At 48.1% G+C, this 15,660-nt stretch carries 14 protein-coding genes; 2 read left to right on the top strand and 12 right to left on the bottom strand.

Annotated features, from left to right (window positions below):
- Positions 1-113 precede the first annotated feature (113 nt).
- Complete coding sequence (locus LOZ80_RS35835; protein WP_238168952.1) at positions 114-1,205, bottom strand: LacI family DNA-binding transcriptional regulator; 1,092 nt, start codon at positions 1,203-1,205, stop codon at positions 114-116.
- Positions 1,206-1,340: 135 nt separating this feature from the next.
- On the opposite strand from LOZ80_RS35835, the gene LOZ80_RS35830 reads away from it, so the two are divergent.
- Positions 1,341-2,549, top strand: a complete 1,209-nt coding sequence (locus tag LOZ80_RS35830; RefSeq protein ID WP_238168951.1) for an AGE family epimerase/isomerase — start codon at positions 1,341-1,343, stop codon at positions 2,547-2,549.
- A 45-nt stretch (positions 2,550-2,594) separates the two neighbouring features.
- Here LOZ80_RS35830 and LOZ80_RS35825 read toward each other — a convergent pair whose 3' ends face one another.
- The 6 genes from LOZ80_RS35825 to LOZ80_RS35800 all read right to left on the bottom strand — a co-directional run bounded on the left by LOZ80_RS35825 (position 2,595) and on the right by LOZ80_RS35800 (position 10,161).
- Entirely contained in the window at positions 2,595-3,506 is a 912-nt protein-coding gene (locus tag LOZ80_RS35825) for a glycoside hydrolase family 113 (protein WP_238173211.1), read from the bottom strand.
- A 66-nt stretch (positions 3,507-3,572) separates the two neighbouring features.
- Positions 3,573-4,412, bottom strand: a complete 840-nt coding sequence (locus LOZ80_RS35820; RefSeq protein ID WP_189019255.1) for a carbohydrate ABC transporter permease — start codon at positions 4,410-4,412, stop codon at positions 3,573-3,575.
- 3 nt (positions 4,413-4,415) lie between these two features.
- The gene (locus tag LOZ80_RS35815) at positions 4,416-5,294 is read right to left on the bottom strand and encodes a carbohydrate ABC transporter permease (RefSeq protein WP_238168950.1); all 879 of its coding nucleotides are present in this window, start codon (positions 5,292-5,294) and stop codon (positions 4,416-4,418) included.
- A gap of 108 nt (positions 5,295-5,402) precedes the next feature.
- Positions 5,403-6,719: an ABC transporter substrate-binding protein gene (locus LOZ80_RS35810; protein ID WP_238168949.1), complete on the bottom strand. Its 1,317-nt coding sequence runs from the start codon at positions 6,717-6,719 to the stop codon at positions 5,403-5,405.
- A gap of 145 nt (positions 6,720-6,864) precedes the next feature.
- Positions 6,865-8,382 carry a response regulator gene (locus tag LOZ80_RS35805; protein WP_238168948.1) on the bottom strand — a complete coding sequence of 506 codons (1,518 nt, stop codon included), beginning with the start codon at positions 8,380-8,382 and terminating at the stop codon, positions 6,865-6,867.
- Positions 8,383-8,403: 21 nt separating this feature from the next.
- A complete protein-coding gene (locus LOZ80_RS35800; RefSeq protein WP_238168947.1) occupies positions 8,404-10,161 on the bottom strand; it encodes a sensor histidine kinase in 1,758 nt (585 codons plus the stop codon).
- 185 nt (positions 10,162-10,346) lie between these two features.
- Here LOZ80_RS35800 and mscL point away from each other — a divergent pair, with 185 nt between their 5' ends.
- Complete coding sequence (gene mscL, locus LOZ80_RS35795; protein WP_238168946.1) at positions 10,347-10,814, top strand: large conductance mechanosensitive channel protein MscL; 468 nt, start codon at positions 10,347-10,349, stop codon at positions 10,812-10,814.
- A 20-nt stretch (positions 10,815-10,834) separates the two neighbouring features.
- On the opposite strand, the gene LOZ80_RS35790 is transcribed toward mscL, so the two are convergent.
- The 5 genes from LOZ80_RS35790 to LOZ80_RS35770 form a co-directional block, all read right to left on the bottom strand.
- Positions 10,835-11,593 (bottom strand): (S)-benzoin forming benzil reductase, encoded by a 759-nt coding sequence (locus LOZ80_RS35790; RefSeq protein WP_238168945.1) that lies wholly within the window; start codon positions 11,591-11,593, stop codon positions 10,835-10,837.
- Between the two features lie 87 nt (positions 11,594-11,680).
- Positions 11,681-12,244, bottom strand: a complete 564-nt coding sequence (locus LOZ80_RS35785) for a nitroreductase family protein (protein WP_238168944.1) — start codon at positions 12,242-12,244, stop codon at positions 11,681-11,683.
- A gap of 16 nt (positions 12,245-12,260) precedes the next feature.
- A complete protein-coding gene (locus LOZ80_RS35780; protein WP_238168943.1) occupies positions 12,261-13,082 on the bottom strand; it encodes an energy-coupling factor transporter transmembrane component T family protein in 822 nt (273 codons plus the stop codon).
- Positions 13,079-14,842, bottom strand: coding sequence for an ABC transporter ATP-binding protein (locus LOZ80_RS35775; RefSeq protein ID WP_238168942.1), 1,764 nt, complete (start codon positions 14,840-14,842; stop codon positions 13,079-13,081). Before LOZ80_RS35775 ends, LOZ80_RS35780 begins: the two co-directional genes overlap by 4 nt.
- A 21-nt stretch (positions 14,843-14,863) precedes the next feature.
- Complete coding sequence (locus LOZ80_RS35770; RefSeq protein ID WP_238168941.1) at positions 14,864-15,469, bottom strand: ECF transporter S component; 606 nt, start codon at positions 15,467-15,469, stop codon at positions 14,864-14,866.
- Positions 15,470-15,660: the final 191 nt, after the last annotated feature.

Genomic DNA, 15,660 nt, shown 5'->3' with positions numbered 1-15,660 from the left:
GAGTTAGTAAAGCCAAAAATAGCAGGAGAAATTCCTGTTAGATTTCGCTCCCCATCGAAACAAAGTAGAGGCTGCTCTCTAGGTTTGTAACCTTTTGAGTCAGCCTCTTTTTGTTACATAGGAGGAAGATTGTGAATCCTAGGAGTTACCGCCGATTTGCGAACGATGAGATCACCGCGTATCTGGATCGTTTCGGCTGGCGAGTCCCGGTTGGCGATTCGCCAAAACAACACATCGACCCCTCGCTTGCCAATGGTTTCTTTGGTTACGTTCACTGTCGTAAGCTCTTGAACGCCCGGATAATCAGGCTCAATATTATCGAATCCCGTCACGGATACTTCATCCGGAACGGAAACTCCTAACGAGCGTAAAGCAGCAACCGCTGCAAAAGCGACACGATCGTTCGCACATACAAGCGCTGAGGGCAGCGTCGTTCGCTCCAAATGAGGCCGCAGCGCCTCGCGAATCTGCTCTTCTTGAATGTGCGCATCGAGGTATTCAAGATGAAGCAGCTTCTGAAAAGGCTCCGGCGAGTAAGCTATGCCAGCCTCCTCAAGCGCTTCTCGGAAACCATGCCAACGTTCACGGAAGCTTTTGGAGAAAGCCGTATTGCCGATGAATTGAACAGACCGATGTTCAAGTCCCAATAAATATTGCACAATGCGATAGGCGCTGTCACGGTTGTTGGCAAACACTTGGTCCGCAGATATAAAAGGGTCATCATGGTCTAGCAGAACAAGCGGCAATCCAAGACGCTGAACCTCAAGCAAAAGTGAACGGGAGATTTCACCGACACCGATGACTCCAGCGAGCCCCTGCGGCCGCAAACTGCTATTGAGTCCTTCCGCTGAATTCAGCGTGAGTGTCAGCATATCTGCCCCTCTGTTCTCTAGCTCTTTGGAAATTCCATCGAGAATTTTCCCCCAATACGTTGATTCCTTCGTTTGATGCCGGATGTTAGGCATCAGCACAAGTACTGTACCTATCCCCTCTTCCAATCCTTGGGTTCCCCAACGTTTATCCGAATCTGTCGGTGGGGCGGGCGTTTTTTTCTGCGCAAGGTAACCGAGCTGCCCTGCCATTTGCATGACACGCTGCCTGGTCGCTTCACTAACACCTGACTTTCCGGAAAGTGCTTTGGACACGACATATTTGGAGACACTGAGACGATCGGCAATCTCTTGCATCGTTATCTTTTGTGACACTAGGGTTCCCCCGTTTCATTTAGCAACCACGGCTAGATTGGTGTATACTATTTGTTAGTATTATATTATCATAACAAACGAAATTAGTGCTACCTATTTCAGACGATTTCAAAAAAGATTGGGGATATGCACAAAATGACAACGACAGAAACGGTAAAATCAACTTTAGCTGAGCAGATGCACAAGGAACTTCTATCTCTTCTCTCGTTCTGGGCAGATTACACAGTTGATGAACAACATGGCGGTTTCCTTGGTGCAATCGACAGCGATATGACCGTACAAGCAGAAGCCCCTAAAGGCTTGGTGCTCAACGCACGCATTTTATGGACGTTTGCCAGAGGTTATCGCGTGTTCCAAACAGAGCGATACCTGCACTTGGCGCAGCGTGCCTATGACTATTTGACCACTTATTTCTATGACCCAACTTATGGCGGCTATTATTGGGCGATTGATTACAAAGGCCAACCTTTAGAGCCAAGGAAGCATATCTACGGGCAGGCCTTTACTCTATACGCATTATCGGAGTTTTATCTGGCCTCTGGTTCCCCAGAAGTTTTGGAAAAGGCCAAGAAGCTCTATGCCGAGATGGAAGCCTACAGCTATGACCCTGTAAACAAAGGGTATTATGAGGCATTTGCCCAAGATTGGTCACGGCAAGAAGGTAACGCGCGCTTCAACATCTACGCTCAAAATGATGCGAAATCGATGAACTCCCATCTTCACATTATGGAAGCCTACACGAACTTGCTTCGTGCCTGGGATCTGCCCCATCTGCGCAGCAGGCTGAAAGAACTGATTGAAGTGACACTGGAACATATCGTGGTCGCGTCCAATGAAAGTTTTGCGCTGTACTTTGATGCCCAGTGGCAGGTGACTTCCCATGAGGTATCTCCTGGGCATGATATCGAGGGCAGTTGGCTGTTAGATGAAGCCGCTCATGTCCTTGGCGATGAAGCTTTGCTCGCCAAGGTTAAGAAAGTGGCGCTAGAGATGGCGGAAGCCGTGCTTCAACACGGCGTGGACACAGACGGAGCCGTATGGAACGAAACCGACGGCCACGGCAAGGTCCTTGATGCCGATAAGGATTGGTGGCCGCAGGCCGAGGCCGTCGTCGGCTTCGTCAATGCCTACACTTCCTCCGGCGAGGAGAAGTTCCTTGAAGCTGCGGTGAAGACGTGGGACTTCATCGAGACGACCCTCATTGACCGCGAGCATGGCGAGTGGCATGGCCGCGTGTCCCAGGACCGCGTCCCTTACGCCAAGGACCAGAAGGTCAACGCTTGGAAGTGCCCGTATCATAACAGCCGCGCTTGTTTTGAAGTGGTTGAGCGGTTCGAGCGTTAAATACAAAAAAACCCGCCCATAACCCGGGCGGGTACAATCAAATCCTTAAACCTGCTGACGATAGAAAGCCTCAATCGTCTTCCCAGCCGGCTTGCCGTACATGCAGTAGTCGTCGTTGCGCGCAGCCTCGGTTTCAGGGTACAGCTGCGCAGGCCAATCCCACAGCATGAAGCCGCGAAACCATGGCTTGCTGCCGATCTTCGCCAACATGACGCGGTAGTACTCGTCTTGTTCTTCCAGGCTGACTGGCCCCTCAAGGCCCCAGTCATTGGGCAAGAAGGAAGAACCTTGCCGGCTTGGGCAGCCTGCTTCCATGAAGAAGAACGGCTTGTCATGCTTGGCTGCAAAAGCCTCCAGCGTCGCAACACGTTCTTCCCATGAATCAATCGGATAGTAACCGCTTGAGGAGATCACATCAACGGCATCCCACCAAGTCACATTCGTTTCTTGATATTTATCACAGTTATAAGTAATAACGCCCGTATAGACCTCTCGCACTTGGCTGATCAGTGCTCTCCATTCCGCTGCGCGCCGATCGGTTTGCACCATTTCACAGCCGACGCAGAACATTTCACAGCCTGAATCCTGAGCAATTCCGGCATAATGAAGAATGAATGCGGTATAACTTGCGAACCACTCGCTCCATTTGGGCTCACAGGGCACGTCCATGTCAAAGAAATTAATATGTGCGCGCCATACGCCATTCGCACAATTCACAACCGGTTTCAAACAGACTTTCAGCCCCAACTCATGGGCTTTGTCGATCGCCCAAATGACCTCGGTATCAGTCACCGCAGGCTCATCTTGATAGTTAATTTGGGTCGCTTGCGGATGATCCTGCAAAGCGGACAAAGCAATCGCCGTCCAATTAACGCCAAGCTTCGTCATTTCCGTCATCGAAAAGTTTGCGGCTTCATTCGCCCATGTCCCACGAGTGCCAACCCAGCCCCATGTCATGCCTTTGATATATTCCACTTTCCACACGTCCTTATCTTTGTCAGTCGCGCTCTCTACACCTGCCGTCTATTCCTTAACAGATCCACTTACAATTCCAGAGAAAATGAAACGCTGCAAAATTAAATAAACGATCATCGTCGGCAGCATAACAATCAGAATGGCCGCACAAATAAGTTCCCAGTGCGCACTATTGGGCCCTGCAAAGCGCATGAGTGACGTTGAAACAACCCCAAGCTTTTGTGAAGGCATATAGAGATACGGGATATACATGTCGTTGTAAATATTAATGGTTTTCAAAATAATGGCCGTTGCCGTTGCCGGTCCCAGTAATGGGAAAATAATCGTACGATAAATCCGGAAAAGGGAAGCTCCTTCCATCATGGCACTCTCATCGAGGGAATACGGAATTTTGCTAATAAACTGCAAATACAAGTAAATTTGCACAGCATCCGTGCTTGCATACAGCAGGATCGCTGCCCCCCGCGAGTTGAATAAGTGCAGACCCTGAATAATGCTGAAGGTAGCCACTTGCGTTGTGATTAAGGGGATGAACGTAGCAATAAGGTAAGCACCCAGAATCAGGCCTTTCCCTTTGAAAGTAAACCGCCCCAAAGCGTAAGCAACCATCGTGCCCAGCACAATATTAATCAGAAGCGAAGAAACAACGATAATGCCTGTATTTTTAAATGCTTGACCTAATTTGCCTACTTCCAACACTTTCGCAAAGTTGGCAAAGTTAAAGATATTCGTTGGTAAACTGAAGGGACTAGAGGCCGCATATTCCGCTGCACTTTTGAAGGCATTGACGACCACCACATAAGGAGGAATCAACACAGTCAGCACAGCAAGCAGCAGCGACACATATTTGAGTACGCTCAAAACACTCGCAGAGAGTCTGTTTTCCATGATTTAATCCTCCCCGCGCAAAATGAATTTACGTTGAATAGTAATAACAACTGTAACGATGATTAACAGCACGATGGCCATCGCGGAGGCTAAGCCAATGTTATTGAATTTAAAGGCAACATCATTCACCTTGGTTACAAAAGTATCACTGCCTGGCGCAGCCCCGGTTATAATGTATGGAATATCGAATACTTCCAGTGCTCCTGAAACCGTGAGCAGCATGTTCAGCTCAATGATTTTCCGAATATTTGGCAAGGTAATGTAAATTAACGTTTTGAAAGCATTCGCTCCATCAATCTTGGCAGCCTCGTATAGATCACCAGGAATGGATTGCAAGACACCTAAGTAAATGACCATGTTAAAGCCCATGAATTTCCATAAGGAAACAGATGCTAATGAAATATTGACCAAGCTCTGATTGCCCAGCCAACTTTGCTTATAAGCACCCAAACCTACAGCATCCAAAAGCGTGTTGAGTGTGCCGTGGTCGGTATTGAAAATAAACTGGAACATATACGCCGTTGCGACACTGTTAAGAATATAAGGTAAAAATAAAAAGACCCGGAACATATTGCGCCCTTTTATTTTGGAATTCAAAATAATCGCGAAATACAGAGCTAGAATGTTCTGAATGATACCGCCGACGAAATAATATAAGTTATGGCTAAAGACGCCAAAAATTTCACTGTTCGAGAAAATTTCTTTGTAGTTCGCAAATCCAATCCATTTGAACGACTTCCCTACACCGTCCCAATCCGTAAAACTTAGCTGAACCAAACGCAGGGCTGGGTAGAACGTGAAGGTTGCAAGCAAAATGAGCGGAATGGTCAAAAAGGATAATAAAATAATCACACGCTGTGTTTTGTAGGTCAGATTTAGCATGACAACCCCTCCTTTTCCCGATAATTTCAAACAAAATTCGAACACAAATGACCTCTATTTGCGGCCGCTCATAGGTGAATGACCGCAACAGAGGTATGAATTATGTGATTATTGACCTACCGCTTTTTTGGCATCTGCCCACTTTTTGTTCAACTCTTCTAATCCCGCTTTAAAATCTTTCGCCAGAACTAATTTTTGAACATACGTTCCACCCATGAAGTCGATTTGCGCTTTATTGGCGATTGCACTGTAAGCATCCGGATCCGGTTTGCCTTGCAATGTGTTAGGCTTCATAGCCAGAAATTCTTTGAGCTGCGGCATCGTGGATACTTTGGATTTCAAAGGAGGAATCATACCCGCATAGTCCGCATAGTCGGATTCTTCAATCATAAATTTCACAAATGCTTTGGCTGTGTCGATGTTCTTGCTGTTTTTTGCAACGCCATACATATAGTCAGGGCCCATGTTAGCGTTGTATTTACCGCTGTTGTCATAAGGCATAGGGAAGAATCCGATATCCTCTGATTTGGCCCCGTTCTCGATAATTTGCGGGATAACCCAGTTTCCTAGGAAGTACATCGCTGTTTTACCGCTTGCTACATCTTTCTTCGAGGATTCCCAATCTGTCGACATCAAATCTTTCTCGGTATATCCTTTTGTAACAAACGTTTTCAGAATGGTCAGCGCTTTATTGTACGGCGTTCCTTCTGCGAATGGCGCATCTGTTTTCGTCATCGAACCACGGAATTCTGGATCTCCTGAAATTTCAAAAGCAATGATATCCCACTCGCTCAATGGCCATTTATCTTTGAAGTTTGTGGCCAATGGCGTGATGCCAGCCGTTTTCAATTTTTCGGCGGCTGCATAAAGTTCATCCAATGTTTTGGGCACGGATGTAATTCCGGCTTTGGCAAATGCTTGTTTATTGTAAGCAACACCATTTGTATTTACACCGCTTGGCAGACCAAGTGTTTTGCCATCAGACGCTTTAATGTCAGGGAAATAAACTTTATCATTCAAGCCAAGGTCATTAAGCGGAGCATAGTACTCAGCCAATTTGTTATTAGGCACACCGTCCGGGATCATATTGACATCGCCCAGCTCGCCTGTTGATAATCTGACTTTCATTGTTGGACCATAGTCTTTGATTGATTCAATCGCTACTTCTGTTACGCCTGGGTATTTCTTCTTGAAAGCGTCCGTCCACTCTTTGAACTTTGTATCGACTAAGTCGGTACGGTGCGTAACGACAGTAATTTTACCTTTGACGCTCGCATTAGCAGCTCCACCTGCATCTGTTGTTGCCGGTGCGTTCGTTCCCGCAGGTGACGTAGTTGCCGAGCCGTTATCTGTTGTTTTACCACATGCCGCTGTTATAGACATAACCAATACTAACGCCATGCTGGATGTTAGCCACTTTTTCATTTTCAAAAACCCCCTTGAAAGTTTGAAAATCCATTTGTTATCGCTTACATTTCTAATTATATGGCGATTCAGGAGGGATTAATAGGCACTTTTTTTGTTTTTATTGTATTATCTTCGCATTATTATCGAAAATTATGCTAACAAACTAGCTAACAACATCCCTAAATTCCTTTGGCGTGAGACCAACTACCTTTTTGAACTGTTTGTTGAAATAGGCGGGATCCCGGTAACCAACCAATTCACCAACCTGATAGGTTTTCAACTGCATCTGATTAATCAACAGTTCCTTGGCTTTATTCATACGTACAGATATGATGTACTCGATGATGGTCGTGCCCGTTTCCTGTCTGAAAAGCTTGCTTAAATAACTCGGCGTCAGGAATACCCGTTTGGCCAAGCTGTTTAAATCCAAGGAGTCCGCATACTCCAACTCGATAATTTTTTTGATTTGATAAATGGTCCCGGCCCCCTGCACATTTCTCTCATTCAGCAGCAAGCTGAGGCCTTCTACGAGACTAGTCTCAATTAAGGATTTGGCTTCACCAAACGTGAAACATTGCTTGAGCGCATTTCCCCAATCCCATTGAGCGGCGCCCTGATTCGCTGTTTCCGGCCGCTTCCCCGCTTCTTTATGCAAGGCGTAGAACAACGTTTCCACAAGCTCAATCAGATGATTCATCCGAATCTTCACCGCACCGATTTCTCGCAACATCTCTCTTAAATGCAGTTCCATACCCGCAACATCGAGAATTTCCATACTCTCCAAGACACGCTTGCGATAAGATTCCACACGGTGCAGAGTGCCAAACTGACTATGAGCGGCCCGTGAAAGCGGACATCGCTCAGTACTGTAAAAGTTGATTTCAATAGCATCCAGCGACTCGCGATATGCCTCCGCTAGTTCTTCGACATGACTATGTATGCAACTGATTCCCACAGAGGCTTGGAACGCATGCTCAATGGCTAGTATGTAACTTATATGGTTTTCTAATGCGTGCAGCGCTGCTTCCTCTTGCACAGCAAAAACAGCGATCATGGCGAGAGTTCGTTCATCCATCTCGACCAGCTCCAAGGAGGCAATACGATTCGGTTGATTGAGCTGCAGCCAATGTCGAAAAGCCGTTCGCGGCACAACCGTGTCCGTGACAATCACAGCGACGCAATAGGATGACAGTTCTGTAATCCATGCTAATTGCTGCGTAGATGTGGTGTCTGCTTGGATAACTATTTTGCCTAGCAGCCTATTTTTTAGCAGATGATCCTCCTGGACAGGAACCGCAGCTTGCTGGGAATTCGTATTTTCTCTCTGCAGTTTGGCTAGTAATTCATACAGTTCCTGTTTATCGACCGGTTTCAGTAAATAGGCAGAGACACCTGCTGCAATGGCTGTTCGCGCATACTCAAACTCGCCGAATCCACTTAAAATCACACATTTGATATGCAGATAGAATTGATGAATCGTCTTTGCAAGTTCTAATCCTGACATGCCGGGCATTTTGATATCCGTAACGACGACATCCGGTTGATTGTCCCGCAACGCTTCCAGGCATTCAGCTCCGCTGGCATACACACCGATAATTTCATAATCCGCAGACGCCTTAACGATCAATTTGGACAGACCTAGACGAATCTTTTCCTCATCATCAACGATCATAATTCTCATAAGAAAGCACCCTCCCAGGCTTCACAAATTATAAGGCAGCGTCAACGTGACGACCGTTCCTTCTCCTTCTTGACTTGCAAGCTCCAATCCATAGGCAGGTCCATAATGAAGCTTGAGTCTCTCATCGACATTCAGCAAACCAATGCCCGTAGTCGACTCCTCTTTATCGGGATTTATTCCGCTTAGGAGCCGCTCATGCAGCATGTTCAAGCGTTCCTGGCGAATGCCAATCCCGTTATCCCGAATATAAAAGGTGAGGATATGGCCGCTGATTTCATAGCAGATATGAATATCTATCGTTTCATTGCCAGCTTCCGTTTGCCCGTGAACAACAGTGTTCTCTATAATAGGCTGTAGGATCAGGGGGATGACGGGATAGTGCTGCAGCATTTGCATAGCTTCCAAATGTAAGGTGAATTTGTTGTGGTAGCGGTAATTAACGATTTGGATATACGTTTCCAAATGCTCAAATTCCTGCCCCAGTGTGACCACTCCGTTGGTCGACTTCGTGCTGTGACGGAATAATTTACCTAGCGCCGCGATCATTTCCGCCGTTTCTTCATCATCATTGATCTCTGCCGTCATCCGAATCGTTTCCAGCGTATTGTACAGAAAATGCGGATTGATCTGATTTTGCAAGGCAGAAAGCTCCGCCTCTTTCTTACGGCCCTCGATGTAATAGACTTGTCCAATCAGTTCTTTCATTCGCTCCAGCATCGAATTGAAATGCATGCCCAACCGTCCCGCTTCATCCCGGGTTTGCACAGGATAACTAACGTCCAGATCACCATTCTCCGCTTTCTTCATTAATCTCATTAATCGCTTCATCGGCTTCGTTAGCGCAAAAGAGAGCAAAATCGAAACAAAGAGCGCAAAACTTACCACCAAACAGGTCACAAGCAGCGTAATATTCTGTGTTTGCATCGCTTCTTTCATCATTTGATCCAAGGGAATCCGAATGATCGTTTTCCAGCCGGTTTTCAGAGACTGCGAGTAAATGCATAAATATTTAACACCGTTAATCTCTTTGATGAAATCACCGGACGTTCCTGCGGCCAGTTTCACAAGCGGATCATCGGAAATTCGTTCCGTCATTCTTTGCTGCTCTGTATCATAAATGACATGATCATTCTGATCGATCATCAGCACCTTGCCATTGCCTGCCGTTTCCAAATCCCGCACTAAATTCTGAATAACGCTGATGTTCGCATCCACAGCAATCGTTCCAATCGGCTCTTGCGTATAGAAATCGCGAATATCCCGAATCACAGTAAACGCAAACTTCCCTGTTTGCCAATTCGCTACTTGCTGTGTGCTCAAGAAAATCGATTTGCCGCCGGCATCCCGGGCCAGACGTTTCCATTGATCCGATCTTTCAGCCAAATCTGTGCGAACCCCGCCAGAAACAATCATGTAATATTTGTTATTATCGTTATCAAAAATATAGATCGAATTGGTGCCTCGTTTGATATTGTTCATGATTCGTATGTAGTTCTCCATCTCTACCTGTTTAGCCGTCAGGCTCTGCGACTTATCCTCCAGCAGCTGTTGAAGGGAGGTTAAATACAGCGGAATTTGTGAGATCTGTTCCATATCGCCAATGTAATCGTCCAGCCGATTCGTAATATTGTTGGTGAGTTGAGTGGCATATAAACCTGTATTTTTCTTAATCGATTTCGAATAGTTTTGATAAGAAATATAGCCGGTTAGCATGATGGGCAAAATAATAAGAAAAACAAAGACGATGATCAACTTCTTCTCCATCGACAAGTTCGACATGAGGCTCCCCCTCTAATTAGCTGGAAATAAGCGCTGCTTGATGTTCATTATAGCCACATGCCGTCGAAATGAAAATCAAACCGCTTACAGGCTTAAATAAATTGTCGGAAACAGGAACTAACGATTTGTTTGCGCGTGGCAAAATATGCTACAATGCTAACAATTGCAATCTTTGGAGGTTCACTATGTTAAAGGAATTTAAAGAATTTGCATTCAAAGGAAACATGCTTGATTTGGCAGTCGGGGTTATTATCGGGGGCGCTTTCGGAAAGGTCATTACTTCGATTGTAAATGATTTGATTATGCCGTTGGTAGGACTTCTATTAGGCAAAGTGAAGTTCAATGATTTGTTCATTTCATTGAATGGCACACACTATGACACTTTGGCTGATGCCGTCAAAGCTAGTGCGCCAACATTTAATTATGGTCAATTCATCTCGACGTTTTTGGACTTTTTAATCGTTGCTTTTGTTATCTTCCTTGTGGTCAAGCAGCTCGGCAAATTGCGTAAAAAAGAAGTACATAAAGAAAAGGTCGTTACATCCAAATCGTGTCCGCATTGCTTGTCCGAAATTCCGGCACAGGCTACGCGCTGCAAGTTCTGTACATCAGAACTATCCTCAGGTCCGAGCGTATCGGGCAGCATTCAATAGGCAAAAGCCCGAATCGGCGTTTACGATTCGGGCTTTTTGGTACGCAGATCGGCGATTTCCCCCTGCGCGAATGCATTGCTGTGCAGCAAATGAAGCAGCTGCTTCGCGGTGTCCTCCGGCGACTGCAGCTCGCCGCTGTCATGCAGCCCTATGAAGCGCTGCACCTGCGGAAAGTCGTCTTCGGAAGCAGCGCGAATTTCCCGCTGCATATCGGTGTCCACCACCCCCGGCGCAATGGCGTATGCCTCCACCGGGTAGGGCTGGTTCAACTGCTCGACGCCGATGCACCGCGTCAGCATGTCGAGCCCGGCCTTGGCGGTGCAATACGCCCCCCAGCCGGGATAGGGCTTCTTCCCCGCGCCCGAAGAGATGTGGACGACCCGCTTCTTCATCGGCAGCGCCTGCGTCAGCCAGATGAAGCTGTTCGTCAAGATCGCGGGCGCGATCAGATTGACCTGCAAGCTGCGCTGCAGGTCGTGCGGGTCAGCCCGGCCGATCGATGTCATCGGCTCGAGCTGGCCCGCGTTGTTGATGAGCGTGATGGACTCCACGCCATCGAGATTGTCCAGGATGCGCGCCAGCAGCGCATCCAGGCTCGCGGTCTGCGCCAAATCGCAAGCGTGAAAGGTGAGTTCACCTTTCGCGCGCAGCGCCTCTTGGCGCAGGGTCTCGTTCTCGCTGCGGGAGATGCAGTGAACCGCAGCGCCGTCTTGCACAAGCTGCCGCGTCAGCGCAGCTCCGAGGCCTTTGGAGCCTCCTGTGATGAGATACATATGCATAAGAGTGACCTCGTTTCGTAAGTATGACTGCGAACATTTTACCATAACTACAAGGACGAGTCTCTTCTCACTCTTCGCACGCTTCTCCTACAGGACTGTCATTTTCTTCTTCGCTGGCGTACGAGATTTTGATTTGGGAATGTGATCGAAATATCCTATATACAACATCCCTACTACGCATTCATCGGAACCAACCCCAATGTCCTTGCACAAGGTTGGATTGCCGCATACCGTGTCTTCCATCGACCAGATCATGCCGACTTCCCGCTCCCATGCGCATAGCTGTAAATTCTGAATCAAGGCGCAAGCAGCAGCGAAGTCTTCCTCACGTTTCAAACGATTTTTGTCTTGTTTGACAACAACAAATAAAATGGCCGGTATTTGCTGCATTTTCTGCTTGTACATCTCTTTCAGCTTCCCTGGCAACCACTTGTACCGTTTGAGTTCCGAGATTGCCCTGACAACACCATCCGCCAGCTGCTCCTTTGCCTGATCGCTCGCCGCACAGATGAATCGCCACGGCTCCCGCATCCCATGATTCGGCGCCCAGACAGCAATATCCAAAAGTTCGTTAATCAGTTCTATAGAAACCGGTTTTTCGTTGAAACGCCGAATCGTTCTGCGAGCTTGAATCACATCCGCTATGCTCAATCTGTCACGCTCCTCTCTAACCGAACATTTTCATAAATGATAGCCGCCCCAACAGCCCGGCGTGAGCAATCCCACCAATAACGGCCAACGAGATGAACCAATATGCAGCCAAGAAAATCCAATCACGCGCGCGAAAGGAAAACGGCCGATAATAGGTGCGCACGCGACGCGAGCCGATTCCTCTGGCATCCATCGCATAGGATGTGCGTTCCGCTCGCCGGATTGCCGCTGCCAGAAGCGGCACCATATACCTGCGCAGTCGTTCTACAAGACTTCCTTTCCGGTTAGTGCCTCCCATCCCTCTTACAAAATGCGCTGCACGCACTGCCTCCAACTCCCGTCGCAGGTCAGGAATAAACCGGAAAACAGCCAATGTGGCATACCCGAATCGGTCCTGCAGCTTCCATTGCTGAATCATCGCCCGAATGAAGTCGGAAGGGTCTGTCGTCATCACGAACATCAGCGTAACACTGTAAATCGCATACAACCTTAGCGCTGTTGCTGCGCCATAAATAACACCAGCCCTATACACTTCGATTGGGCCCAGATCAAGCCAGATCGGCGAGCCAGCCGTTATGCGGGAACTCGTTAGAAATGGATAAGCTACCGCGATTCCACAGGCCATCACAAGCATCGGCATGCTGCTTCGCGCGAATTGCCGCGGGGAAATGCGACCGCCCAGGATCACAAGTGCATTGTTAATCAGAATGAAGACCAGCGGTGTCCACGCATCCGTCACCAGGGTTAGAAACAGGATGACAGGCACAGCCGCAATTAACTTAATTAAGGGATTGAGCCCATGAATGCGTGAATTTCCCGAGATGTACAGACCTGTCATTGCACACCTTCCCCTTCCTTACAGGAAGCCAGCGCCTCCATGCACCGCTGGGCCCAATCCTCGGTTGTAAATGGCCGTATGCCCTCTTTGTTCCTGCGCGGCAGCAGGTCTGAGAGCAGATGAATTAATTCCGCAGCAGGGGGACGTCTTAGCCCGGCTCGGGCCAATAGCTTATCATCAGTAAATAGATCGTCCACCGTTCCAGACAGAAGCAATTCTCCTTCAGACAAGACAGCGACATGATCGGCATACTCAGCAACAAGTGTCATATCATGCGTAATCATCAGAATTGTCTTGCCTTCTCTCTGCAAGGCTGTCAACATATTCATCAACTCCGCTGTATGCTGCTGATCCTGACCGAAGGTTGGCTCGTCGAGGATAAGCAAATCCTGACCGACCGCCAACATAACAGCTACACTCAACCTTCTTTTCTGTCCATGGCTCAGGCTAAAAGGATGTGCGTTCGCATATTCAGTTAAACCAATTCGCGCAAGATGGCGCTCCACACTAGCTGCAATATCTTCCGCTTGCCAGCCTAGATTTTTCAAACCAAAGGCTATCTCATCCTTCACCCGTTCCGTGACGAACTGATGCTCCGGATTCTGAAAGACATAACCAATTTTGCGAGCAAGTTCGCTCGCAGGCAACGTTGTCGCGTCGGAACCATCGATATAAATCGTACCTGGCCGCGTCGGAATCAGACCCATGATATGGCGAGCTAGCGTAGTTTTGCCAGCTCCATTCTCTCCGACAATCGCCCAGAATTGTCCTTGATGCACTTGCAGCGAGAGCGGCTTTAACCAGCTGCTTTTTCGGGACAAACAGGCCGTTGGACGTATGTCCAGCAACGGCCTGCCTGCTCTGCCTTTTGATGATGCGGATTGTGTTTCTCTTGCTTCCATGTCCCCCCTGGCAAGCAGTGTATGCCGTACCATCTCAGCCAGTTCATTCAAACAGAGCGGTCTACCTGCGATCGGGAAGCCAGCAGTTCGCAGAGTAGATGTCAACTCTACAGCTTGCGGAAACCAGACCCCAAGACGATGCAGCTCCGCAGCCTTGTCATCAAATAGGGTTCTGGGCGACCCGCTGCATACCAGTGCCCCCGTATGATCCAGCACAACGACACGGTCAACCAGATCCATCAGGCCATCCAGCTTATGTTCGATAAGCACAATCGTTGGCCTGACGGACCTTTTCAATTTGCGCAGCGTGCTGAATACTTGAGCCGTTCCTACCGGATCCAGATTAGCTGTCGGCTCATCGAGCAGGAGTATTGCCGGCTTCATCGCCAGCACGGAAGCAAGGGCAAGCCGCTGCTTCTGCCCCCCTGAGAGCTGATCAATCGGCGTCCCTCTGGGTAGCGATAAGCCTGCCATGCGTAGGGCTTCAGCAATCCGCGCGCTCATTTCACCAGCGGGCACCCCCATATTTTCCAAACCAAACGCCACTTCATCTTCTATTGTCATCATGATGATCTGAGCATCCGGATCTTGAAAAACGGTGCCAATCACCTCGGCCAATTCAGCGGGCTCTGTCTCTCGGGTATCGACACCCGCAAGTCGGATCCGTCCTTTCATATTCCCTACAACTGCATGTGGAATTAGGCCGCACATGCATAGTGCCAGCGTGCTTTTGCCCGATCCGGATGGGCCCAGCAGCAAGACCGTTTCCCCCTCTGCAATTTGCATAGAAAGACCGCTTCTAGTCATCCTGCTGTTTCCTGCATAAGTAAAGATGACATCCTCAACTTCGATACTCATTGTCCGCACGCTCCCCTAGCTCTAGGAGTGCGCATCAGCATAGCCTGAGAGCAGCCCGGTCTTCAGCAGCGAATCCGTCAGCCGTTTGCACAACCATCCGCACAGCCCGCCACTGATTAAGCTGGATGTCAAAAGCCCGATTTGAATTGGCGTTGAAAGCCCCCCATAACCAGAAGATCCATACTCTGCCAACGTGTATATCAGACTTAACATACTCATTCCAATCACCATGACCGCCGTGTTGTACCGTTTGTACCGCGTCACCAGAAAAACCAGCTCCGTGAGCAATCCATTCACAAAGGTTCCGAATAGCATCATAATCCCGAACGGGGTGAGCGGACTCATCACAAGACCCGCAATGATCTGAGAAGCAAAGCCAATACCCGGCTTGCGGATAATTGCCAAAGCCATGAAGCCAGACATGAACCACAGCCCATTGAGCAGTCGGGCATACACAGGGCCAACGGCTGAAGTCATAGCCATGAATGCGTATGTTGCGCCAATTTGTATAAACGCGAAAACAACCGCAATCATCCCTGCCACAAGGATGTCCTTCGTTTTCCAAGCTCTTTTTTTACGCGTTGAACTTGGCAACGGAATGTTTGAAGCGAGTGTTTTGGTTTTCATCGAAGTTCCTCCATTCAACTTATCATCTTTCTTATGAGAAAGATTATCATTTTCACAAGAGAATGTCCGCCACTGTACGGTTAAAATCAGCCAATTGCGGTTGAACACAAGAAAGAGGCTGACTCAAGAGGTTCATTACCTAGCGAGCAGCCTCTAGTAGGATCTGACGAAGTGCTGTTCTCCTCTCGAAC

This window comes from Paenibacillus sp. HWE-109 (genome assembly GCF_022163125.1).
Classification (GTDB): domain Bacteria; phylum Bacillota; class Bacilli; order Paenibacillales; family NBRC-103111; genus Paenibacillus_E.
Note: the sequence above shows the minus strand (reverse complement) of the source record. Positions and strands in the feature narration are given on the sequence as shown.